We start from the raw sequence: 23,447 nt of genomic DNA, 5'->3' as shown, positions 1-23,447 counted from the left end.
TTCAGGGAGGAACGATGGCGGACGTGTTGAAGGTGTAGCAGCAGGGAACGCGCAACAGCGCAAGGGGCCGCGCGGGCCGTGTCAAGCAGCCACCGCGCAGCCATTCTCCGGCACGTCAAATAAAGGAGCAATGAAATGGGATTGTTTTCACGTTCGACGCTCGACAGCAAGATCAATGGCGCAGCCGATGTCGGCCAACGCGCCGTGCGCGGTGCGGGCGATGTCGTCGATTCGGCGAGCGATCAGCTGCGTAGCCTGCTCGACGATCTGGAAAGCGCTCTGCACGGCGGGAAGGACATCGACGCCGACCGCCTTCGCAAGCAACTGCAATCGAAGCTGAAGTACGCGCGCTCGCAGATGGACGGCGCGAGCTCGGCCATCACCGACAAGCTCGGCGATGCAGCGGGTTATGCCGACGACTTCGTCCACGACAAACCGTGGCACACGCTCGGCGCGGTGGCGGGTCTCGCGCTGCTCGTCGGCTTTCTGGCGGGACGCTCGTAAGCATCGCGCATCGTTTGCATGGGACACCGGGGCCGCCGATTGCAACCGATCGGCGGCCCCGGTTGCTATCTGGCGGACCGTAGCGCGGCCTATGCCGTTCGGCCGGCTCCGTGGTCTGAGCACGACGGGTTAAACTCTTGCACTATCGGCTGGATCGCGGCTGAGCGCACGTTGCGTTCGGCCCGTCGGCTCTTACCGCACGCAAGATGGGCAATCACACGGCAACTCCCGACTCTCCTACCGCCCCGGCCGCAGCCGCGCTTCCGGCGGCGGTTCCGGCCGCGCTTCCGGCCGCGCTTTCGGCCGCGCTTCCGGCCGATTTCGCGCAGCACACGCCCATGATGCAGCAGTACCTGCGCATCAAGGCGGAGCATCCCGGCACGCTCGTGTTCTATCGCATGGGCGATTTCTACGAGCTCTTCTTCGACGATGCCGAGAAAGCCGCGCGCCTGCTCGATCTCACGCTCACGCAGCGCGGCGCTTCCGGTGGCAATCCGATCCGCATGGCGGGCGTGCCGCATCACGCGTGCGAGCAATATCTCGCCAAGCTCGTGAAGTTAGGTGAGTCGGTCGCCATCTGCGAACAGATCGGCGACCCGGCCACATCCAAGGGACCGGTCGAGCGCAAGGTCGTGCGCGTGGTCACGCCCGGCACACTCACCGACGCGGCGCTGCTCTCCGACAAGAGCGATGTCTATCTGCTTGCGCTCTGCCCCGCGCACAACCGGCGCGGCGTGGTCACGAGCGTCGGTCTCGCGTGGCTCAATCTCGCGAGCGGCGCGCTGCGGCTCGCGGAAGTCGCGCCGGAGCAAGTGGCAACTGCGCTGGAACGCATCCGTCCGTCAGAGACGCTCATCGCCGATACCGTCAGCGACATGCAGGCGACCTTCGGCGTGACGAACCTCGCCGCGCCGACGCGCGTGCCGGCCTGGCACTTCGATGTCGGCTCCGGCACGCAGCGCCTTCGCGAGCAACTCAACGTAGCGAGCCTCGACGGCTTCGGCGGCGAAACGCTCACCTGCGCGTGCGGCGCGGCGGGCGCGCTCCTGTTGTACGCCGCGGCCACGCAAGGCCAGCAGTTGCGCCACGTGCGCAGCCTGAAGGTTGAACATGAATCGGAATACATCGGGCTCGATCCGGCGACGCGCCGCAATCTCGAACTGACCGAAACCCTGCGCGGCACCGAATCGCCGACGCTCTGCTCGCTGCTCGATACCTGCTGCACGAGCATGGGCAGCCGCCTCTTGCGTCACTGGCTGCATCATCCGCCGCGCGATGCGTCCATCGCGCAAGCCCGTCAACATGCGATCGGCGCGCTGCTGGACGCCCCGGCGGGGAGCGGGCTCGATGCGCTTCGCACCGCGCTCTCCAGGATCTCGGACATCGAACGCATCACTGGGCGGCTCGCGCTGCTCTCGGCACGCCCGCGCGATCTGTCGAGCCTGCGCGACACGTTCGCAGCGCTGCCCGACCTTCAGATGCTCGTCGCCGCGTTGCCCGCGCAATCGCCGGCACTCGCGCGCATCGGCGCGGCGCTCGAGCCGCCGCGCGAATGCCTGGATCTGCTCACGAGCGCCGTCGCGCCCGAGCCTGCTGCGCTGGTTCGCGACGGTGGCGTGATCGCACGCGGCTACGACGCCGATCTCGATGAACTGCGCGATATTTCGGAGAACTGCGATCAATTCCTGATCGGCCTGGAAGCGCGCGAGCGGACACGCACGGGCATCGGCAATCTGCGTGTCGAGTACAACCGGGTGCACGGCTTCTATATCGAAGTGACGCGCGGTCAGACCGACAAAGTGCCGGACGATTACCGCCGTCGTCAGACGCTGAAGAACGCCGAGCGGTACATCACGCCGGAGTTGAAGGCGTTCGAGGACAAGGCGCTGTCCGCGCAGGAGCGGGCGCTGGCCCGCGAACGCGCGCTCTATGAAGCGCTTCTGCAGAACCTGCTGCCCTTCCTCGAAGATTGCCAACGCGTCGCAAGCGCGCTCGCCGAACTGGACTTGCTCGGCGCGTTCGCGGAGCGGGCGCGCGCGCTCGATTGGGTCGCGCCGGAGTTTTCGGCGAATGCCGGCATCGATATCGAACAGGGACGGCACCCGGTCGTCGAAGCGCAGGTGGAACAGTTCATCGCGAACGATTGCTGCCTGGGCGTAGACCGCAAGTTGTTGCTCATCACCGGCCCCAACATGGGCGGCAAGTCGACGTTCATGCGGCAGACGGCTCTTATTGCGCTGATGGCGTACGTCGGCAGCTATGTGCCCGCCAAACGCGCGCGCTTCGGCGCACTGGACCGCATCTTCACGCGCATCGGCGCGGCGGACGATCTCGCGGGCGGACGCTCCACGTTCATGGTCGAGATGACGGAAGCCGCCGCCATTCTCAACGACGCGACGTCGTCCAGCCTCGTGCTCATGGACGAGATCGGCCGCGGCACATCCACATTCGACGGCCTCGCGCTCGCGTGGGCCATCGCGCGGCATTTGCTCTCGCACAATCACTGTTACACGCTCTTCGCGACGCATTACTTCGAGCTGACGCAGTTGCCTACGGAGTTTGCGCAGGCGGCGAACGTGCACTTGTCCGCGGTCGAGCACGATCACGGCATCGTGTTCCTGCATTCGGTCGACGAAGGCCCGGCGAATCAGAGCTACGGCCTTCAGGTCGCGCAGCTCGCGGGCGTCCCGGCTGCGGTGATCCGCGCCGCGCGCAAGCATCTGGTGCATCTGGAGCAGCAGTCCATCGGTCAGCCGACTGCGCAGTTCGACCTCTTCGCGAGCCCGCCCTACGCGTTCGACGACGACGCCGATAAGGAACCGGCGGCGCAACCCGCGCCCGATCACCCGGTGCTCGACAAACTGCGCGCAGTAGATCCAAACGACTTGCGTCCGCGTGATGCGCTCGATCTGCTCTACGAACTGCATGAACTGGCGAATCGCGCGCCGGATGCGTCGCACTGAACGCATCGACGGCAAGTGCGCGCCGCGCCTTTTGGGCGCGGCAGCGCGGGCTCTGCGCCATGTGCTCCTCTTGACGTTGCTCACGAGCGCGGCCGTCAATGGTCACGCGCAAGGCGGCGATCCGGTGTCGTTCGCGGTGATCGCGGACGCGCTCGCCCGCCCCGCCGACGAAGCGCCCGTGCGTCAGATGCTCGATGCGATCGCGCGTGATCGCAACATCGGCTTCATCGTCTACGACGGCAACGTGAAGGGCGCGAACGAGCCGTGCCGCGACAGCATCTACCAGTCGCGGCGCGATGTGCTCGATGCATCGCGAACGCCAGTGGTGCTGCTGCTCGGCCAGCACGACTGGGCCGATTGCGGCCTGACGCATGGCGGCGCGTACGATCCGGTCGAGCGCCTCGACTTCGTTCGGCAGCTTTTCTTCGCGGATGCCAATTCGCTCGGCCAGGAGCCGCTTGCGCTCACGCGTGAAAGCGAAGTCGCACGGTTCAGGCCGTTTCGTGAAAACGTGCGCTGGCAGGCGAGCGGCATCGCGTTCATTGGACTCAATGCGCCGAGCCCCAACAATCACTATCTGACGGCGGGCGGGCGCAACGGCGAGTTCGAGGACCGCACGGTCGCGACGACGTTCTGGCTCGATCACGCGGCGGAGTCGGCGCGGCGCGCGGGCATGCGGGCGCTCGTCGTCGTTCTTCAGGGCGATCCCGACTTCGCGCGTTACGAGCGGCGCGATCGTTTCGCGTGGCTTCGCTTTTCACGCTCGAACGAACCGCGCGATGGGTTTCTGGAGTTGAAGCGCGCGCTGGTGAAAGCAGCCGAGACGTTTCGCGGACCGATGATCGTCATTCACCGAATCGAGGCGCCGGAGCCGAACGGCTTTCATATCGACCAGCCGCTGCGCAACGACAAAGGGCTTACGGTGACGAATCTCACGCGCGTCGCGCTTTCGCTCAAGCGGCCGCAGTCGCAATGGCTGGAAGTGACGAGCGACCCGCGGTGGCACCCGCCGTTTCGCTTGCGCGTGCGGGACGTGCGCGACTTCCGGGACTCGGGCAGGCGCGGCCCGAGTGAGCCGCAGACGGAGGCGCCCGCGCAGGCCGGCCCGTCGAGCGCGCCTTATGGCTCCTATCCCAACTATTCGGCTCCGTCTGCCGGCGCGCCGGCATCCACGCCTCCCACGATGCCGCGCAACGATCTGCCTGAGTCGCTGCCCGCACCGCCCTCGCTGATGCAACCTGCCTCTGGCTTGCCGCCCATCCTTAGCCCGCCGCAGGCGTTACCGCCTATTCTTCCGGTGCCGCCGCCGGGCGTGTCCGGCAACGGCAGCGCGCAATAAAAAAGCGCAGCCGAAGCTGCGCTTGCGAAGACTCTCTGAAACGCGGAGGCGCTCAGTGCAGCGTCGGGCCGGAATCCGCGCGCGGTTCGTCGTCTTCGTCTTCATCGAGCACTTCCAGGCCGTCTACGCCATGCGCGTGCTGATGCTTGACCTCGTCTTCGGTCGCGGTGCGCACTTCCTGCACCGACAGCGCGAAGCGCAACGCCATGCCGGCGAGCGGGTGGTTGCCGTCGAGCACCACCTTGTCTTCTGCGACGTCCGTCACCGTGTAGATGAGCGCGTCGAGTTCGTCGTCGCTGTCTTCGGGCGTGCCCTCGAACTGCATGCCCACTTCGAGCGGCTCCGGAAACCGGCTTCGCTCTTCGATTTTCACGAGCTCCGGATCGTATTCGCCGAACGCATCTTCCGGTTCGAGCTGGATCTGCGTTTCGTAACCGGGCTCGCGACCGTCGAGCGCTTCCTCGATCTTGGGGAACGTGCCATCATAGCCGCCGTGCAGATAGACCATCGGCTCGTCGCTCTCCTCGATCAGATTGCCTTGCGCATCCGATAGCTTGTAGGCGACCGAAACGACAGTGTCTTTCGCAATTTTCATTGAATCCTCCAAGATACAAGCCTCGATTATACGATGCGCCAGCGGCCCTCAGACGTTCCAGCTTCGCCCCTTCACAGCCTTTCCGAGCCATCCGGCGCGCCGCTTCCCGACGAAGTCACGCCCTTGTTGGGCAACCGCACGCCGCGACAGTTCATGCGCCGTTACTGGCAGAAAAAGCCGCTTCTGATTCGTCAAGCGATACCCGGCATTGCCGCACCCGTTCCTCGCGACGAACTGTTCGAACTCGCCGACCTCGACGATGTCGAAGCGCGCCTGATTACCCATTTCCGCAACGCCTGGAATCTGGAGCACGGCCCGTTCGCGCCGGACGAACTGCCGTCTGTCAGGAAGCGCGAATGGACACTGCTCGTGCAAGGCTTGAACCTGCATGACGAGCGCGCGCACGCGTTGATGAACCGCTTTCGCTTCATCCCGGACGCGCGCCTCGACGATCTCATGATCTCCTATGCGACGGACGGCGGCGGCGTCGGTCCGCACTTCGACTCTTACGATGTGTTCCTGCTGCAAGTGCATGGCAAGCGGCGCTGGCGCATCGGCGCGCAGCGCGATCTCTCGCTAAAACCCGGCCTGCCGTTGAAAGTTTTACAGCACTTCGAGCCGCAGGAAGAATGGGTGCTCGAGCCGGGCGATATGCTCTACCTGCCGCCGCACATTGCGCACGACGGCATCGCCGAGGGCGAATGCATGACGTGCTCCATCGGCTTCCGGGCGCCATCGGCTCGCGAGCTTACCGCGCAGTTTCTTTATCACCTGGCCGAGCGCGCAGGCGACGAGCCCGCGGACGGCAAGCGCGATATCCGCTACCGCGATCCGGCGCAACCGCCGGTCGCGACGCCGGGCGAGTTGCCCGCGCTGCTCGTCGAGCGCGTTGGCGCGATCCTTGCGAAGATCACTTGGAATGAAAAGGATGTCGCGGAGTTTCTCGGAAGTTATCTGAGCGAGCCGAAAGCCAATGTCGTATTCGATTCGCCGGCGCGCGCGCTTAATCAGCAAAAATTTGTTGAGCGCGCGAAAAAGACCGGGATCACACTAGATAGAAAGACGAATTTGCTCTACAACACGCACTCGTATTTCGTTAATGGCGAAGCTGCCGCGTTAACCGCAAAGGCTAAAAAGTGGCTGCCGGAGTTGGCCGACACAAGGCGTCTGGAAGCGAAACGCTTTGTAACACTTACAGACGATTCGGCAATGACATCCCTGCTGCACGAGTGGTATCGTGCGGGCTGGATTCAGACGGACCCGCCAGCCTGAAACGCTTGACGTGAAAGCGTCAGGCATATTCACGGAAGGCCCTGGTTTTGCTGTTCCGCAATACGAAAGTTTGTATGAGAAAGACAACGTACCGTCCCCGCATTTATCGACGGTCGTGACGAAAGTGCCTATAATTTCCGGCCAAGCCGTGTAGGTCTCACACAAAAACAATTGTGAGGCTCCACAGCGGCCCAGGTCGGTGTTGGAGCACACATTACCGGTACTTTGCGCTGTTGCTTACCTTTAACCATAAAAGGACGTGATCATGAAGAAATCCCTCCTCGTAGCATCCCTGTTGGCTGCTGTTGCCCTGGCTGCATGCAACAAGTCTAGCGATACGGCTGCTCCGAGCGCTGCAAGCGATTCGTCGGCTGCTTCGGCTCCGGCTGCTGCCGCTTCGGACGCAAACGCTGCTGCATCGAGCGCATCGGCCGCTGCAAGCGACGCAGCTTCGGCAGCTGGCGCTGCTTCGGACGCTGCTGCTTCGTCGGCTGCTCCGGCTTCGGGCGCAAGCCAGTAAGGCCAACAGGCTTTACGCCAGCGCTTCACGCCTGGCAGGGCCGCTCGACGCGGCCCATACAAAAAAACCGGCTTTCGCCGGTTTTTTTGTTGGTGCTCGCGGGTCTATCTGCTTCTTATAACGTCAGCCAGTCGAATCCATCCGTCTGCGACGCGACCACGACATCGCCCGCCGAGGCGCCCAGCACGGCAGACAGCGCGGCCTGCGCGAGATGCGGCAAATTGTTTTGCTGACTCAGATGCGCCGCCACCAAATGCCGCAGCTTCGACCGATCGAGCGACGCCAGAATTGCCGCCGCAGCATCGTTATTCAGGTGTCCGTGAGTCCCGCCGATGCGCGCCTTAAGCGACGCCGGATAACGGCTTGCAGCAAGCATCGCGAGATCATGATTGGATTCGAGCACGAGCGCGTCGCAGCCGCTCAGCACGCTCGTGATATGCGGCGTGGCGACGCCCACATCCGTCAGGACACCGAGACGGCTCGCGCCATCCGAAAAGACGTATTGCAGCGGCTCGCGGGCGTCGTGAGGCACGGTGTACGGCAGCAGGCTGACATCGCCGATAGCGACGCTTTCATCGCCCCACAACACGCGAAGATCGACCTTCGCTTCGTCCGCGCCGACCGCCCGTGCCGTGCCCCAGCTCATGTAGAGCGGAATGGACCACTTGCGCGCCAGTGTCAGCGCGCTGCCGATATGGTCCGTGTGCTCGTGCGTGATGACGATGGCGTCGAGTTGCGCTGCAGTGCACCCGAGCCGCGCGAGCCGGCGCTCCACTTCCTTCGCGGAAAAACCGCAATCGAGCAGCACGCGCGTGGTGGTCGTGCCGCTCGTCGACTCGACGAGCAATGCGTTGCCTTCACTGCCGCTGCCCAGACTGGCGAATCTCACAGCCTAGTTCAGTTGCGCGTGCAGCAACGACACGATGCGCTGCGCATCGGACGAATTGTCCGGCTGGCCGTTCGCGTCCACGACGGCAACTTGCGTGAGCGCATCCGCCTTCGGACGGACGTTCACGAGGAACTGACGCGTCGGCTTCGGCGAATTGCTCGAAAAGAGCTTGCCGAAGAGACCTTCCTTCTTCAGTTCAGCCATCGAATCCGAAAAGTGCACGTAGTAGATGCCCTTCTCACGGTCGCGATTGTCAACCGTGAAGTTGGTGCGATCCAGCGCGAGCCCCACGCGCAGCCACGCACGATCGAACGGCTCCGCGAGATCGAGCGTCGACGTGCCCGCAGTCTGCTCGACGGCGACCTTTGCGCCGGCGGGACGCGCCTGCGCGATCAGCTGCTTCGATTGGTCCTCGGTCAAGCCGAACTTCTGCATCATCTTCGCGAGGAACGCGGCTTCGAGCGCCGGATTGCGCGGACGCGTCTCCCAGCGCGACGACGTCTTGTCCTGGCCGGTCAGCACCTCTTCCATCGCGCTATGCGTCACGGAAATGTCCGTCGAGCCGTCCGACGCGCGATCCACCTGCGTGCGGAACATGTCGCGCGTGCCCGACGAATACGCGAAATCGAGCAGCTTGCCGACGCTGTTGCGGAACCAGTCGCTCGGAATGTTCGCGCGGTTCTCGGCCCAGTCGGTCGCCATGATGCCGGTCTGCGCCGAGTCCGTCTTCAGCGTGAACCCGTTCTCGGTCCAAAACTCCCGCAACTGCGGCCAGACCTGATCCGGCGAGCGGCCATCGACGACGAGCCAGCGGCGGTCGCCGTCGCTCTCGACGTGCATGCCGTACGGATCCTGCGCGTTCGGCACGCCGAGCGTCAGGTTGCCAGCGGGCGTGGCATTGCGTTGCGCGGTGCCGCCGAGCGTGTTGATCGGCGGCGGCGCTGCATAACGCTGGCTGATGTCGGCCGTGCTGAGATCGGACGGAACGTTCAGCGCCGGCGCGGTTTCCGCGGCCTTGTAGTTCACGCGATCGGGTGCGAGCCAGTCGTTCAGCGTGTCGCAACCCGCAAGCGCGAAGACGACGCCGGCGCCGAGCGACAGCACGCTCAGGCGTTTGGCTCGGGTAAGAAGAGTGGAATGTTTCATGAGGTCCTTCTTTGCTGCAGATGACGTGCTGTTACGCATGGCCTCGCGTGCGTCGCGCGTGCGAACGCGGGCAAGTGAGGCCGATGAGCGGCGGTTGATGACGGGACGCGATCGCTTCGATCACGTGCAGCGGCGCCGTCGGGTTCGATGTGTCGTCGATATCGCGAGTGCGCCGCCGCGCTGCGGTCAAGACAGAAGCCCGGCGCTTTGCAGCGCGCCACGCACGATGTCGTGAAAGCGCGCGTCGAGCGGCGTGAGCGGCAGGCGGATGCCGCCTTCCATGCGGCCGAGCGCCTGCAGCGCCCATTTGGCCGGAATCGGGTTGGACTCGCAGAACAGTTGCTTGTGCAGTTCCAGAAGGCTCAAATGGATGCGGCGCGCGGTGATCGCGTCGCCTTCGAGCGCGGCACGGCAGAGCTCGCTCATCTGCTTCGGCGCGACGTTGGCCGTCACCGAAATGTTGCCGTGGCCGCCCAGCAGCATCAGCGCGATAGCCGTGGGATCGTCGCCGCTGAAAATGGCGAAATCGGCCGGCGCGTGCTTGATGAGATGCGCCGCGCGATCGATGTTGCCGGTCGCTTCCTTCACGCCGATGATGCCGGGCACCTCGGCCAGACGCAGGATGGTCTCGTTGCTCATGTCGGCAACGGTGCGGCCCGGCACGTTGTAGAGAATCACGGGAAGATCGACGGCTTGCGCAATGGCGCTAAAGTGCCGGAACATGCCCTCTTGCGTCGGCTTGTTGTAGTACGGCACGACTTGCAGCGTGGCGTCCGCGCCCACCTTCTTCGCCTGCTTGGAGAGCTCGATGGCCTCTGCCGTCGAATTGCCGCCAGCGCCCGCGATGATCGGGAACCGCTTGGCCGTGTGCTCGACCGCCGTTTGCACCATCAAAACGTGCTCTTCGACCGACAACGTGGCCGACTCGCCGCTCGTTCCCACGACCACGAGTCCGTTCGAGCCCTGTTCGACGTGCCAGTCGATCAGCTTACGAAACGCCGGCAGATCGAGACTACCGTCTTCGTGCATCGGTGTGACGATGGCAGGGATGCTGCCGCGGATCCGGAGGCCGCCGCTCCCGCCGTTCATTCCGCCGTTCATTCCGCCGTTCATTCCGTTAGTCATGAAACTCTATGAATTTAATCGTGAATTTAGTCGCAAAAAGCGATATTACGCGATTGTAGCGGATTAGCCCGCCAAATCGTAACGAGGCGAACCCGGAGCCGTGTTACCAACCGTGAGCGGTTCTGCCGCGCTCGACTGCGCCACATTCGTTGCCTGCGCTTCAAGCACCGCGCAGATTCGCTGCACATACGCAGCACGCGGATGCTCGACAGAACCGTCTTCGTAAGCGATCACGCGAAGCCGGCCGCGCACCGCCTCCAGCAACTCGCCGGGCGTCAGCAGAAACGCGGGATTCGACGGCTTGCCGATGCGCTCGTTGCCCGCAGCGAACGTCTCGTAGATCAGCACGCCGCCGGGCGCGAGCGAATCGATGAGATGCCCGAAGAGCGGCCGATGCAGATAGTTCGTCACGACGACCGCACCGAATCGGCGGTCGCCTGAAAGCGGCCACGGCGCGCCTTCGAGATCGGCGACGAGCGTCGTGATGCCGGCGCACGCGGACAGCGACGCAAGCGCCTCAGCATCGCGATCGACGGCGAGCACCGCGTGGCCGCGCTTCGCAAGCCAGCGCGCGTGGCGCCCGCTGCCCGACGCGACATCGAGCACATCCGCGCCGGGCGCAACGAGATGCGCCCAGCGCGTGACCCAGCCGCTCGGCGTACCGGCATCCATCAGTTGTACGACAGGCCCATGGCTTCGCGCACGTCGCGCATGGTTTCGGTCGCGAACTTGCGCGCCTTGTCGCAGCCATCGGCGACGATCGCGCGCAACAGCGACGGATCGTCCATGTACTTTTGCGCGCGTTCGAGCATCGGCTGCTGCTCGCGCAAGATGCCTTCGATCACAGGCTGCTTGCAGTCGAGACAACCGATTCCCGCGCTGCGGCAGCCCTGCTGCACCCACTTGTGGGTGTCTTCGTCGGTGTAGACCTGATGCAGTTGCCACACCGGGCACTTGTCCGGATCGCCCGGATCGGTGCGGCGCACGCGGGCCGGATCGGTCGGCATCGTGCGCACCTTCTTCGTGATGGTCTCGGCGTCTTCGCGCAGGCCGATGGTGTTGCCGTACGACTTCGACATCTTCTGGCCGTCGAGACCCGGCATACGCGACGCTTCCGTCAACAGCACTTGCGGTTCGACGAGAATCAGCTTGCGCGCGCCTTCGAGATAGCCGAACAGGCGTTCGCGGTCGCTCATCGACAGGCTCTGCGATTCCTGCAGCATCGCGCGGGCTTGTTCGAGCGCCTCGTCGTCGCCTTCCTGCTGATACGCGACGCGCAGTTCGTGATACAGCTTCGCGCGCTTGCCGCCGAGCTTCTTCGCGGCTTCCAGCGCCTTCTCCTCGAAATCCGGCTCCTTGCCATAGAGATAGTTAAAGCGGCGCGCGATCTCGCGCGTCATTTCGACGTGCGGGACCTGATCCTCGCCCACCGGCACGAGCGACGCGCGATAGAGCAGAATGTCCGCCGCCATCAGCACCGGATAGCCCAGGAATCCGTATGTGGACAGGTCCTTTTCCTTCAGCTTCTCGATCTGCTCCTTGTAGGTCGGCACGCGTTCGAGCCAGCCGAGCGGCGTGCCCATGCCGAGCAGCAGCGACAATTCCGCATGCTCCGGCACGCGGCTCTGGATGAACAGCGTGGCTTGCGCCGGATCGATGCCGGAAGCGAGCCAGTCGATCAGCACTTCCCAGACGTTTTTCTCGATGACCTCGGGCGTCTCGTAATGCGTGGTGAGCGCGTGCCAGTCCACCACCGCGAAGAAGCACGGATATTCGGACTGCAGCCGCACCCAGTTTTTCAGCACGCCGTGATAGTGGCCGAGGTGCAGCGACCCGGTGGGCCGCATGCCGGAGAAGATACGGTCAGGGAACATGATCTTAGGGAAAGAGTGAAGCGAAGGGATTCAGGATGGCCGACACCGCCGCGTAGCCCACGTTCACGAGCGGGCCGAGCCAGAAGCGCGTCAGCGCGTTGGTCATGATGAGCGCCATCACGATCCAGAAACCGTAAGGCTCTATTTTCTGGAAAGCAAGCGACGCGCGCACCGGCAGGAGCGCCGACAGAATGCGCCCGCCGTCGAGCGGCAGCAGCGGAAAAAGATTGAGCACGCCGAACACCAGATTCACGCCGACGCCCGCAGCAGCCATGCGCGTGAAGAACGCTTCATCGACATGAAACGCGGCGAGCAGCACCGCGAGCACGCCCCAAAGAAGCGCCTGCACGAAGTTGCTGCCCGGACCGGCCGCTGCGACCCACAGGCCGCCCCAGCGCGGATTGCGCAGATTGCCGAACGCGACGGGAACCGGCTTCGCGTAGCCGAACATGAACGCGCCGCTCGTCACGAAATACAGCACGATGGGAATCACAATCGTCCCGATCGGGTCGATGTGGCGCATGGGATTCATGGAAACGCGGCCGAGCACATAAGCCGTGTTGTCGCCGAGCAGACGCGCGGCATAGCCATGCGCGGCCTCGTGCAGCGTGATCGCGAAGATCACCGGGAGCGCGTAGACCGCGATGGTTTGTATCAGGGAAGGATCCATAGGGCGCTATTGTATCAAGCGGGCAGGCGTCGGCAGGCGCGGCGCGGCGTGCGCGCGGCGGTTCTTGGCTAGCGAAGGCGCAGGCGAAAAGCCGCGCTCACGCCGTCAGGCCGAACGGCTCCAGACTGCCCCGGCCCGGGCGGACCAGCACCGGCTCGCCGCCCGTCAGGTCGATCACCGTGGAAGGCTCGGCGGGGCACGCCCCGGCATCGATCACGAGTTCGATCTGCTTTTCCAGCCGGTCGCGGATTTCCTCGGCGTCGTTGAGCGGCTCGCTCTCGCCCGGCAGGATCAACGTCGATGCGAGCAGCGGCTCGCCGAGCGCGCCGAGCAGCGCGAGCGTGATCTCGTGGTCCGGCACGCGCAGCCCGATGGTCTTGCGCGACGGATGCGACAGCCGGCGCGGCACTTCCTTTGTCGCCTGCAGCACGAACACATACGGCCCCGGCGTCACGGATTTGATGAGCCGGTACTGCCGATTGTCGACCATCGCGAAGTTGGCGAGCTCGGACAGATCGCGCACGAGCAGCGACAGCAGCTGCTTGTCGTCGATGCCGCGAATGCGCCGCAGCCGCTCGACGGCCGTCTTGTCGTCGAGATGGCAGGCGAGCGCGTAGCTGGAATCAGTCGGCAGCGCGACGATGCCGCCGTCTTTGATGATCTGCACCGCCTGATTGATGAGCCGCGGCTGCGGATTATCCGGATGAATACGAAAAAATTGAGACATGGGGACGCCTTGTTGTTCCGTTCGTGCCGGCGGACGCGTTCGCCTCGCGCGAGAGTCGCGAGCGCGACGATACGGCCGAATCGTGCGTGCGATAGATGCAATGAGGCAAGGACCGTGCGCGTGCGCGCAACGGACGCGCTGGCGCGCTACAGCCAGCGTGCCCAGACGGGCGTGAGGTCTTCGGGCAGCGGCGGAAGCCGGCCGAGATCGACACGCCCTTCTCCCGGCCCGTGAAAGTCCGAACCACGCGACGCCTCGAAGCCGTAACGGCGCGCCACGTCAGCGTACTCGCGGTACTGGTCGGGCGTATGACTGCCGGTCACGACTTCGATGGCCTTGCCGCCCAGCTGGATGAACTCGTCGAAGAGCGCGGCGAACTCGACCGGCGTGTAGTTATAGCGGCCCGGATGCGCGATGATCGGCTCACCGCCCGCGTCGCGGATCCACCGCATCGCATCCGCGAGCCTGGCCCAGCGGTGCCCGACAAAGCCCGGCTTGCCGTCGCCGAGATAGCGCGCAAACACGTCCGAGGTCGTCTCGGCGTAGCCTTGGTCCACGAGAAAACGCGCGAAGTGCGTGCGCGAGATCATGTCCGGGTCGTCGGTATAGCGCAGCGCGCCTTCGTAGGCATTCGGGATGCCGACCGCCGCGAGCGCCTCGCCGATGGCGACGCCCCGCGCGGCGCGCCCGTTGCGCGTCGAGGCCAGGCCCTGCAGCAGCGCCTGATTCTCCGGATCGACGTTCATGCCGACCAGATGCAGCGTTCGCGACGCCCACGTCACCGAAATCTCGACGCCCGGCAGATAGCGCATGCCGAGCGCCTCTGCCGCCTCGCGCGCCTCACGCTGTCCGCCCAGCTGATCGTGGTCGGTCAGCGACCACAATTGCACGCCGCCCGCGTGCGCACGCGCCGCGACGTCGGACGGCGCTAGCTGACCGTCGGAAACGGTGGAATGGCAGTGCAGATCGGCGTTGATGGTGGGCTTCATGGATTGTCATTTTACTTGAACGGCATGGAACAACGCTTATCGCGATGACCGCGCTGCGGTCCGCGAAGGCCCCGCCGTCACGCGCAAAAAGACTCGATCAGTGCGGCGATGCGCTCGGGCTGGTCGTGATGGATCATGTGCCCCGCATCGCCGATGATTTCTTCGCGCCAGTCCGGGAAAGCGGCGAAGCGCGTCTTGAACTCCGCGACGGGCATCGCGCCCGCGAACCGCGCGAGCGTCTCGGACCCTTCCGCCTCCACGTGCAGCACCTTCGCCTGCACGCGCGACCAGACGGCCATCACTTCATCGAGGCGATACAGCGTAGGGCTACGCAGCTTGTGTGCCGGGTCCGCGAGCAGGTGGAACGCGCCGTCGGCCTCCTGCCGCGACCAGTGCTGCGCCAGAAAGCGCGCCCGCGACCGCGCAAGACGCGGATTCGTGCGGATCAGCCGGTCGGCGACTTCGTCGAGCGTGGCGTAGCTGCGCAGCGGCGGCGGCGCGCGCAAATCGTCGAGCCATCTCGCAAGTGCTCCCGGCGCCTGCGACGGACGCGTCGCCGTCAGTCCGAAGCCTTCGAGATCGACCACGCGCCGCACACGCGCCAGCCGCACGCCCGCATAGAGCAGCGCGACGTTCGCGCCCATGCTGTGCCCGATCAGATCGACCTGTGCCGCGGGCGCGTAATAGTCGAGGAGCGCGTCGAGGTCCGCGAGATAGTCGGGAAAGTAGTAGTGCCCGCCGCCCTTTTGCGCGACCGGCCAGTCCGAAAGGCCGAAACCGCGCGCATCCGGCGCGAGCACCTGCCAGTCACCCGCGAGCGCATCGACCACGAACTGAAAGGACGCGGCCACGTCCATCCAGCCATGCAGCATGAAGAGCATGGGCGCGTCGGGCGAGCCCCAGCGGCGCACGCGCAGGCGCACGCCGCGCGCATCGACGTACTCGGAGCGCGATTCTTTCATGGTCCGCCTCGGGCAATTCGTGAAAAAGGATGACCGTTCAGTATAGCGGCTAGACGGAAGCGTCGAGTCCCGCCAGCGCGCGGAGTTCGGCCTCGTCGAAACCGGCGTCGCGGCGCGCTTCGAAATTGAACGGGCCGCGCAGCTTCGGCGCGTGATACTGCTCGGCGAGGCGTTCGTACGTCGCGTGCGGATCGAGCGCAGCGTCGTCGCACAGAAAGCGGAACCAGCGATTGCCGATCAGCACGTGGCCGATTTCATCGCGCAGGATCACGTCGAGGATGGCCGCCGACGCGTGATCGCCCGCCTGCGCGAGCCGCTTGCGGATGGGCGGCGACGCGTCGAGCCCGCGCGCCTCCAGCGTGCGCGGCACGAGCGCCATGCGCGCGAGCACGTCGTCGCGCGTGCGCTCGGCCATTTCCCAGAGACCGTCGTGCGCGGGGAAGTCGCCGTAAGCGTGCCCGAATTCGGCGAGACGCGCGCGCAGCAGCGAGAAGTGATGCGCTTCCTCTGCGGCGACCTTCAGCCAGTCGGCGTAGAAATCGGCGGGCATCGACGGAAAACGCCACACGGCGTCGAGCGCGAGGTTGATCGCGTTGAATTCGATATGCGCGAGTGCATGCAGCAGCACGGCGCGTCCCGCGTCGGACTGCATGCTGCGGCGCTTCAGCGACGACGGCGCGACGAGTTCCGGGCGCGCCGGGCGCCCGGGAAGATCGCCGGGGTCGGCCAGCACGAGCGCCGGATCGACCGATAGCGCGCCCGCGCGCACGTCTTCTAAGAGCGCACGCGCCCGTTCCGCCTTTCCGACCGGCTCGCGCTCGCGCAGGATCGCGAGCGCGGTGCGGCGGGCGCAGGAGGCGTCGGCATCCGAGAGGACGGCGGTAGGCGGCGAGAGATTCGGCATGACAGCGGCTGATCGAAGATGGCGGCGCACAGGCGAAATGCCGCAAACGGCTAAAATGATGATCCGACGGGCAAAACACCGCGCAACTATAACGCCGGTTCACGGTCCGGGCGCGAAGGCGCGCATTGTAGCGCCGCGCGGCCGGCATCCATCATCGAAGACGCAAGCCAGAGGAGACACCGTGGCGATCTACAAACTCGGCGACGACGCCCCCACCATCCACGAAAGCGTGTTCCTCGCGGATACCGCGACCATCATCGGCCGCGTCACGCTCGAAGAGAACGCGAGCGTGTGGTTCGGCGCGGCGCTGCGCGGCGATAACGAACCGATCGTCGTCGGCCGCGGGAGCAACGTGCAGGAAGGCGCGGTGCTGCACGCCGACCCCGGCTTTCCGCTGACGATCGCGGCGAACGTCACGGTCGGCCATCAGGCGATGCTGCACGGCTGCACCATCGGCGAAGGCTCGCTGATCGGGATTCAGGCGGTGGTCTTGAATGGTGCGGTGATCGGCCGCAACTGTCTGGTTGGCGCGGGCGCGATCGTTACCGAAGGCAAGGTTTTTCCCGATAACACGCTGATTCTCGGCGCGCCCGCGAAGGCGGTGCGCGAAATCGGCGAGGCGGACATCGCCCGCATACGCGCGGCCACGGCGAGTTACGCCGACCGGCGCGAATACTATAAGGCGCAGCTCGTGCGCATCGGCTGAACGGCGGCGCTGCGCGAGACGCAGAGCGGCACGTTCCGCCTCAACACCCAAGGAAGAGTTGTGAACGACCAGTTGCAGAAATTCATGTTCAACGCGGCGCCGGTGCGCGGCGAGATCGTTTCGCTGCGGAATACGTGGCAGGAAGTGCTCGCGCGCCGCGCATACCCGACGGCCGTGCGCAACGTGCTCGGCGAGATGATGGCCGCGTGCGCCCTGCTGTCCGCGAACCTCAAGTTCGACGGCACGCTCATCATGCAAATCTACGGCGACGGTCCGGTGAAGATGCTGGTCGTGCAGTGCAGTTCGAGTCTGACGCTGCGCGCGACGGCCAAGCTCGCGGAAGGCGCTGAAAGCACGCTCACCGACGACATGCCGCTCCCGGAACTGCTCAACCGCAACGGTCATGGACGCTGCGTCATCACGCTCGATCCATCGGACAAAAAGCCCGGCCAGCAGCCGTATCAGGGCATCGTGCCGCTGTCCGGCGAACACGGGCCGCTCGCGTCGATGGCCGAGGTGCTGGAACAGTACATGCATCACTCCGAGCAGCTCGACACGCGCCTGTGGCTTGCCGCCAATACGGACCGCGCCGTCGGCATGCTGTTGCAGAAGCTGCCGGGCGATGGCGGCATCGTCCCGCATCCGGGCGAGCATGACTCGGACACGTGGCAGCGCGTCTGTCATCTCGGCAGCACGCTGTCGAACGAGGAATTGCTGAAGGAAGATCCCGAAACGGTGTTCCGGCGGCTCTTCTGGCAGGAGAACGTGCAGCATTTCGAGCCCGCGCCGGCGCGCTTTCAATGCACCTGTTCGCGCGAGAAAGTCGGCGGCATGCTGAGGATGCTCGGGCGCGAAGAGGTGGACAGCGTGATCGAAGAACGCGGCAGCGTCGAAGTGCACTGCGAGTTCTGCAATCAACGCTACGAGTTCGATCCGGTCGACGTTGCGCAACTTTTTGTCGCAAAAGAACTGTCGCAGGGCGTGAGTCCGGCGTCCGACCAGCGCCACTGATCGCCTGCAATGCCTTGCCCGGCGCGGCTCGGCGCGCGCCGGACGCGCTTGGGCCTGGCGGAGGAACCGCGCGGCGAGCGGGTTTCGGAGCACGCACCGCGCGCTATGATTGACGCTTGTTTAGTTGTCCGACCGGCTGGAGGTCGCAAATGAAAACCGCATCGCTATTGCTGAAACTTTCGTCGTGTGTCGCAGCCGCGCTGCTCGTCACCGGCTGCATGATGGACCCGCCCGGCCCGTCGCCGATCTACAGCCGGCTGCCGAACACGCCGCCGACGGCGCAGCAGACGCTCACGCCCGAAGAGCAGATGCAGCGTTACAACGAGATCGACAAACAGGCGCTGAGCGAATCGCAGCAAGCCGCGACTGCCGGCAACAACGCCAAGATGATGTCCGGCTACTACACGCCGCCTGTCAGCGTGTACGGCGGCTACTCCAGCGGCGGCTGGGGCGGTCCTTACTGGGGCACGGGCGTCGGCATCGGAACTTGGTGGTAGGCCGCTCGCGCGAACCGAAAAAAAATGGCGCAGTCGATAAAGACTGCGCCATTTTTATTCGCCCGCTGAGTGTTTTAGGTCACCCGCCTGCGCCCTGCTTTTTCTTCGCTTCGGCGGCTTTATCCTTGCGTGCCTTGCGGTCGAGATCGCGCAACTCCTGCTTCGACCGCGACACCGGATTCGGCACCACGCGCAACGGCGCGGCGGATACCTGCCCGCGCGTCGAGCCGTTCATGCCCGGGACGTTCGCCGAATTGACGGGCGCGGTGGAATTGGGCGCGACGAACTGCACGAAGACCTCGCTGTCCTTGACCATGCCCATTTCATAGCGCGCGCGCTCTTCCACGGCGGCGGTGCCGCTTTGCAGATCCTGCACTTCGCCTTGCACGCGCTCGTTGCGCAGCTTGAGATTCGTGTTCTTGTCCGTCTGCTGCGCGAGTTGCTGCTGCAGTTCATGCACGCGCAGCCAGCCGCCGTGTCCCCACCAGAGCGGGTACTGGATCAGCGCCAGCAACAAGACCAGAACGACAGTTACGAGCCGCATTCAAGTAGCCAAAATAAGCGCCGCCCGTCGGTCTCGATTGGCGCGAGGCCGGGGCGGCGGGCAGAAGATAAGATCAACGTCCTTATCGACTAAAGCGGCGAAAGCTTTAGCGAGGACTTTCAGCGCAAGTTATAAAACGCCGACTTGCCGGGATAGCTTGCGATATCGCCGAGGTCTTCTTCGATACGCAGCAACTGGTTGTACTTCGAGATACGGTCGCTGCGCGACAGCGAACCGGTCTTGATCTGGCCAGCGTTCAGACCGACCGCGATATCCGCGATGGTCGAATCTTCCGTTTCGCCCGAGCGGTGAGAGATGACCGCCGTATAACCCGCGCGCTTGGCCATTTCGATAGCCGCGAAGGTTTCCGTCAGCGTGCCGATCTGGTTGATCTTGATCAGGATCGAGTTCGCGATGCCCCGCTCGATGCCTTCCTTCAGGATGCGCGTGTTGGTGACGAACAGGTCGTCGCCGACGAGCTGCACCTTCTTGCCGAGGCGCTCGGTCAGCGTCTTCCAGCCGTCCCAGTCGCTTTCGTGCATGCCGTCTTCGATGGAGACGATGGGGAACTTGTCGGCGAGCGTCGCCAGATAGTCGGTGAATTCGCCCGACGACAGTTGCAGGCCTTCGCCCGCGAGCTGGTATTTGCCGTCGTGGTAGAACTCGCTCGCCGCGCAGTCGAGCGCGAGCAGCACGTCTTCACCGGCGCGATAGCCAGCCTTTTCGATGGCTTGCAGAATCGTCGACAGGCATTCGTCGTTGCTGCCGAAGTTCGGCGCGAAGCCGCCTTCGTCGCCCACCGCCGTGCTCATGCCGCGATCCGACAGAATCTTCTTCAGCGCATGGAACACTTCCGCGCCGCAACGCAGCGCTTCGCGGAACGTCGGCTGACTGACCGGCACGATCATAAATTCCTGAATATCCAGGCTGTTGTTCGCGTGCGCGCCGCCGTTGACGATGTTCATCATCGGCACGGGCAACTGCATGGCGCCCGAACCGCCGAAATAGCGATACAGCGGCAAGCCCGCTTCCTCGGCGGCAGCCTTGGCGACCGCCATCGACACGGCGAGCAGCGCGTTGGCGCCGAGGCGCGACTTGTTGTCGGTGCCGTCGAGTTCGAGCAGCGTCTTGTCGAGGAAGGCCTGTTCCGAGGCGTCGAGGCCCATGATGGCTTCGGAAATCTCGGTGTTGATGTGTTCGACTGCCTTCAGCACGCCCTTGCCGCCATAGCGGCCTGCTTCGCCATCGCGCAATTCGATGGCCTCGCGCGAACCCGTCGATGCACCCGACGGAACCGCCGCGCGGCCCATCGTGCCCGATTCGAGCAACACGTCGCATTCGACAGTCGGATTGCCTCGCGAATCGAGAATCTCGCGGCCGATGATATCTACGATAGCACTCATGGTTTCCTCAAATTGACGATGAATTCTGTCAGTCACGATCGAAGCGGCCAGCCTTCGCTTCACTGGCTTCGCTTCGTTGGCCTGGCTGAGACCTTCCGGCGCGCGGCCGGTTCACTGCGGCGCTCGCGTGTAACCATGCCGGAAACAGCGCGCCGTGCTTAGTTGAAGTCGTTCTCGAGAAACGGCCCGCTCTTCACCGCACGATCGAGCGCGATGAGCGTCGTCAGCAGCGATTCCATGCGCGCGAGCGGCACAGCGTTCGGACCATCCGACTTCGCGCAGGCCGGGTCCGGATGCGTCTCCATGAAGAGTCCGGCGACACCGGTTGCGACCGCCGCGCGCGCCAGCACCGGCACGAACTCCCGCTGACCGCCCGAACTCGTGCCCTGCCCGCCCGGCAACTGCACCGAGTGCGTGGCGTCGAACACGACCGGCGCGTTGGTTTCGCGCATGATCGCGAGCGACCGCATGTCCGACACCAGATTGTTATAGCCGAACGACACGCCGCGCTCGCACGCCATGAAGCGGTCTTCCGAGAGCCCAGCCTCGCGCGCGGCGTCGCGCGCCTTGTCGATCACGTTCTTCATGTCGTGCGGCGCGAGGAACTGGCCCTTCTTGATGTTGACGGGCTTGCCCGAACGCGCGCACGCGTGGATGAAATCCGTCTGACGGCACAGAAACGCGGGCGTCTGCAACACGTCCACGACCGATGCGACCGCCTCGATCTCGTGCTCGGAGTGCACGTCCGTGAGGACGGGCACGCCGAGTTGCTTCTTCACTTCGCCGAGAATGCGCAGGCCTTCGTCCATGCCGAGGCCGCGAAACGACTTGCCCGAACTGCGATTCGCCTTGTCGTATGACGACTTGTAGATAAACGGGATGCCGAGCTTCTGGGTGATTTCCTTAAGCTTGCCCGCGACGTCGATCGTCATTTGCTCCGATTCGACGACGCACGTGCCCGCGATCAGAAAAAACCGCTGGTCGAGTCCCGCTTCGAAGTGACAAAGCTTCATGCCTGTGCTCCCGCCGTTGCTGCGACCGGCGCAGCGTTCTCGCCGCCCGCCGCGATGCTGTGCGCGCGCGCCGCTTCCACGAACGCCTTGAAGAGCGGATGCCCGTCGCGCGGTGTCGAGGTGAACTCGGGGTGGAACTGCACGCCGACGAACCACGGATGCATCGACTGCGGCAACTCCATCATCTCCGGCAAGTCCTCGCTCGGCGTACGGGCGCTGATGATAAGGCCGCCCGCTTCGAGCTGGGGCACGAAACGGTTATTGACTTCATAACGGTGACGATGACGCTCGTTCACATCCGTGCCGTAGATGCGCTCGGCCATCGTGCCGGGCTTGATCGGGCACTTCTGCGAGCCGAGGCGCATGGTGCCGCCGAGATCCGACTCTTCGTTGCGCTTTTCGATGCGTCCCGCGCGGTCGTACCACTCCGTGATAAGCGCGACGACCGGGTTCGTGGTATTGGAATCGAACTCGGTGCTGTTCGCGTCCGCGAGGCCGGCGACGTCACGCGCGAACTCGATGACCGCGAGCTGCATGCCGAGGCAGATGCCGAGATACGGCGTTTTCGATTCCCGCGCATAGCGGATCGCCTTGATCTTGCCTTCGGTGCCGCGACGGCCGAAACCGCCCGGCACGAGCACGGCGTCGAGATGCTTCAGGCCATCGGCGCCTCCGGCTTCGATCTGCTCGGAATCGATATATTCGATGTTGACCTTGGTCGACGTGTGAATGGCCGCGTGACGCAGCGCCTCGATCAGCGACTTGTACGACTCGGTGAGTTCCACGTACTTGCCGACCATGCCGATGGTCACTTCGTGCTTCGGATTCTCCAGCTTCTCGACGAGGTCCGACCACATCTTGAGGTCGGCCGGCTTCGGCGAGAGCTTCAGTTCGTTGCAGACGATTTCGTCGAGACCCTGGTCGTTGAGCATCTGCGGAATCTTGTAGATGCTGTCCACGTCCCACACCGAAATGACTGCTTCCTCATGCACGTTCGAGAAGAGCGAAATCTTCTGGCGCTCGTCGTCCGGAATCGGGCGGTCCGCGCGGCACAAGAGCACGTTCGGATAGATACCGATTTCGCGCAGCTTTTGCACGCTGTGCTGCGTCGGCTTCGTCTTGAGTTCGCCCGCGGTGGCGATGAACGGCACGAGCGTCAGGTGCACGAAGCAGGCGCTGTTGCGGCCCATGCGCAGGCTCATCTGACGCGCGGCTTCGAGGAACGGCAGCGATTCGATGTCGCCCACCGTGCCGCCGATTTCGACGATCGCGACATCCGGCTGACCGCACGTAGCCGCAGCCGCGCCGCGCTCGACGAACGCCTGGATTTCGTTGGTGATATGCGGAATGACCTGCACCGTCTTGCCGAGATACTCGCCGCGGCGTTCCTTGCGGATCACCGATTCGTAAATCTGGCCCGTGGTGAAGTTGTTGGCCTTGCGCATCTTCGTGCTGATGAAGCGCTCGTAGTGGCCGAGGTCGAGGTCCGTCTCCGCGCCGTCTTCCGTCACGAACACTTCGCCGTGCTGAAACGGGGACATCGTGCCGGGGTCGACGTTGATGTAGGGATCGAGCTTAAGGAGGGTGACTTTCAGACCGCGCGATTCGAGGATCGCGGCGAGGGAGGCGGCGGCAATACCCTTGCCGAGGGAAGAAACTACGCCGCCGGTGACGAATACATATTTGGTCATCGCTAGATGCTCGCGGGAAAAACGGATTATACCGTAAAGGCCGGTCGCGACCCAGCGGCTGACGCGCCCAAACGCCTCGCGCCGATCCGTTTTTCGGTGCTCT

23 protein-coding genes are annotated in these 23,447 nt (G+C 64.5%); 8 read left to right on the top strand and 15 right to left on the bottom strand.

Annotated elements, in window-relative coordinates:
- The first annotated feature begins 135 nt into the window (after positions 1 to 135).
- From P9239_RS09670 to P9239_RS09660, 3 genes are all read left to right on the top strand, one after another.
- On the top strand, positions 136 to 504 hold the full coding sequence (locus tag P9239_RS09670; protein ID WP_309750240.1) for a glycine zipper domain-containing protein: 369 nt from the start codon (positions 136 to 138) through the stop codon (positions 502 to 504).
- Positions 505 to 842: 338 nt separating this feature from the next.
- On the top strand, positions 843 to 3,467 hold the full coding sequence (gene mutS, locus P9239_RS09665; protein WP_309750239.1) for a DNA mismatch repair protein MutS: 2,625 nt from the start codon (positions 843 to 845) through the stop codon (positions 3,465 to 3,467).
- Positions 3,430 to 4,806 (top strand): hypothetical protein, encoded by a 1,377-nt coding sequence (locus P9239_RS09660; protein WP_309750238.1) that lies wholly within the window; start codon positions 3,430 to 3,432, stop codon positions 4,804 to 4,806. The genes mutS and P9239_RS09660 overlap by 38 nt, the downstream gene beginning before the upstream one ends.
- Positions 4,807 to 4,858: 52 nt before the next feature.
- Here the strand turns inward: P9239_RS09660 and P9239_RS09655 are convergent, their stop codons facing one another.
- A complete protein-coding gene (locus P9239_RS09655) occupies positions 4,859 to 5,401 on the bottom strand; it encodes a peptidylprolyl isomerase (protein WP_309750237.1) in 543 nt (180 codons plus the stop codon).
- A gap of 33 nt (positions 5,402 to 5,434) precedes the next feature.
- On the opposite strand from P9239_RS09655, the gene P9239_RS09650 reads away from it, so the two are divergent.
- Both P9239_RS09650 and P9239_RS09645 read left to right on the top strand, forming a co-directional pair.
- A complete protein-coding gene (locus P9239_RS09650) occupies positions 5,435 to 6,673 on the top strand; it encodes a cupin domain-containing protein (protein WP_309750236.1) in 1,239 nt (412 codons plus the stop codon).
- Between the two features lie 265 nt (positions 6,674 to 6,938).
- On the top strand, positions 6,939 to 7,193 hold the full coding sequence (locus P9239_RS09645; RefSeq protein ID WP_236572749.1) for a hypothetical protein: 255 nt from the start codon (positions 6,939 to 6,941) through the stop codon (positions 7,191 to 7,193).
- 115 nt (positions 7,194 to 7,308) lie between these two features.
- Here P9239_RS09645 and P9239_RS09640 read toward each other — a convergent pair whose 3' ends face one another.
- From P9239_RS09640 to P9239_RS09595, 10 genes are all read right to left on the bottom strand, one after another.
- The gene (locus tag P9239_RS09640; RefSeq protein ID WP_309750235.1) at positions 7,309 to 8,082 is read right to left on the bottom strand and encodes an MBL fold metallo-hydrolase; all 774 of its coding nucleotides are present in this window, start codon (positions 8,080 to 8,082) and stop codon (positions 7,309 to 7,311) included.
- 3 nt (positions 8,083 to 8,085) lie between these two features.
- Entirely contained in the window at positions 8,086 to 9,228 is a 1,143-nt protein-coding gene (bamC, locus tag P9239_RS09635; RefSeq protein ID WP_309750233.1) for an outer membrane protein assembly factor BamC, read from the bottom strand.
- A gap of 186 nt (positions 9,229 to 9,414) precedes the next feature.
- Entirely contained in the window at positions 9,415 to 10,329 is a 915-nt protein-coding gene (gene dapA / locus P9239_RS09630) for a 4-hydroxy-tetrahydrodipicolinate synthase (RefSeq protein WP_309750232.1), read from the bottom strand.
- Between the two features lie 87 nt (positions 10,330 to 10,416).
- The gene (locus P9239_RS09625; protein ID WP_309750231.1) at positions 10,417 to 11,025 is read right to left on the bottom strand and encodes a class I SAM-dependent methyltransferase; all 609 of its coding nucleotides are present in this window, start codon (positions 11,023 to 11,025) and stop codon (positions 10,417 to 10,419) included.
- The gene (locus tag P9239_RS09620) at positions 11,025 to 12,227 is read right to left on the bottom strand and encodes a tryptophan--tRNA ligase (RefSeq protein ID WP_309750230.1); all 1,203 of its coding nucleotides are present in this window, start codon (positions 12,225 to 12,227) and stop codon (positions 11,025 to 11,027) included. Before P9239_RS09620 ends, P9239_RS09625 begins: the two co-directional genes overlap by 1 nt.
- A 4-nt stretch (positions 12,228 to 12,231) precedes the next feature.
- On the bottom strand, positions 12,232 to 12,897 hold the full coding sequence (locus P9239_RS09615; protein ID WP_309750229.1) for a site-2 protease family protein: 666 nt from the start codon (positions 12,895 to 12,897) through the stop codon (positions 12,232 to 12,234).
- Positions 12,898 to 12,994: 97 nt separating this feature from the next.
- On the bottom strand, positions 12,995 to 13,624 hold the full coding sequence (locus tag P9239_RS09610; RefSeq protein WP_309750228.1) for an L-threonylcarbamoyladenylate synthase: 630 nt from the start codon (positions 13,622 to 13,624) through the stop codon (positions 12,995 to 12,997).
- Positions 13,625 to 13,770: 146 nt separating this feature from the next.
- Positions 13,771 to 14,601: a 3',5'-nucleoside bisphosphate phosphatase gene (locus tag P9239_RS09605; protein ID WP_309753967.1), complete on the bottom strand. Its 831-nt coding sequence runs from the start codon at positions 14,599 to 14,601 to the stop codon at positions 13,771 to 13,773.
- 89 nt (positions 14,602 to 14,690) lie between these two features.
- Positions 14,691 to 15,575: an alpha/beta hydrolase gene (locus P9239_RS09600; protein ID WP_309750227.1), complete on the bottom strand. Its 885-nt coding sequence runs from the start codon at positions 15,573 to 15,575 to the stop codon at positions 14,691 to 14,693.
- A 49-nt stretch (positions 15,576 to 15,624) separates the two neighbouring features.
- Positions 15,625 to 16,479, bottom strand: a complete 855-nt coding sequence (locus P9239_RS09595; protein ID WP_309750226.1) for a ferritin-like domain-containing protein — start codon at positions 16,477 to 16,479, stop codon at positions 15,625 to 15,627.
- 181 nt (positions 16,480 to 16,660) lie between these two features.
- On the opposite strand from P9239_RS09595, the gene P9239_RS09590 reads away from it, so the two are divergent.
- From P9239_RS09590 to P9239_RS09580, 3 genes are all read left to right on the top strand, one after another.
- Complete coding sequence (locus tag P9239_RS09590) at positions 16,661 to 17,185, top strand: gamma carbonic anhydrase family protein (protein WP_309750225.1); 525 nt, start codon at positions 16,661 to 16,663, stop codon at positions 17,183 to 17,185.
- A 60-nt stretch (positions 17,186 to 17,245) separates the two neighbouring features.
- Complete coding sequence (gene hslO, locus P9239_RS09585; RefSeq protein ID WP_309750224.1) at positions 17,246 to 18,196, top strand: Hsp33 family molecular chaperone HslO; 951 nt, start codon at positions 17,246 to 17,248, stop codon at positions 18,194 to 18,196.
- Between the two features lie 149 nt (positions 18,197 to 18,345).
- Entirely contained in the window at positions 18,346 to 18,693 is a 348-nt protein-coding gene (locus P9239_RS09580; RefSeq protein ID WP_309750223.1) for a hypothetical protein, read from the top strand.
- A gap of 79 nt (positions 18,694 to 18,772) precedes the next feature.
- On the opposite strand, the gene ftsB is transcribed toward P9239_RS09580, so the two are convergent.
- From ftsB to P9239_RS09560, 4 genes are all read right to left on the bottom strand, one after another.
- On the bottom strand, positions 18,773 to 19,237 hold the full coding sequence (gene ftsB / locus P9239_RS09575; RefSeq protein ID WP_175944209.1) for a cell division protein FtsB: 465 nt from the start codon (positions 19,235 to 19,237) through the stop codon (positions 18,773 to 18,775).
- A gap of 119 nt (positions 19,238 to 19,356) precedes the next feature.
- Positions 19,357 to 20,640 (bottom strand): phosphopyruvate hydratase, encoded by a 1,284-nt coding sequence (gene eno / locus P9239_RS09570; protein WP_159836526.1) that lies wholly within the window; start codon positions 20,638 to 20,640, stop codon positions 19,357 to 19,359.
- A 158-nt stretch (positions 20,641 to 20,798) separates the two neighbouring features.
- Entirely contained in the window at positions 20,799 to 21,653 is an 855-nt protein-coding gene (gene kdsA, locus P9239_RS09565) for a 3-deoxy-8-phosphooctulonate synthase (protein ID WP_309750222.1), read from the bottom strand.
- Positions 21,650 to 23,344 (bottom strand): CTP synthase, encoded by a 1,695-nt coding sequence (locus P9239_RS09560; protein WP_309750221.1) that lies wholly within the window; start codon positions 23,342 to 23,344, stop codon positions 21,650 to 21,652. The genes kdsA and P9239_RS09560 overlap by 4 nt, the downstream gene beginning before the upstream one ends.
- Between the last annotated feature and the right edge of the window lie 103 nt (positions 23,345 to 23,447).

The sequence above is a fragment of the Caballeronia sp. LZ062 genome, assembly GCF_031450785.1.
GTDB lineage: Bacteria > Pseudomonadota > Gammaproteobacteria > Burkholderiales > Burkholderiaceae > Caballeronia.
The sequence above is the reverse complement of the archived record's forward strand: the minus strand, read 5'-3'. Positions and strand labels throughout refer to the sequence as shown.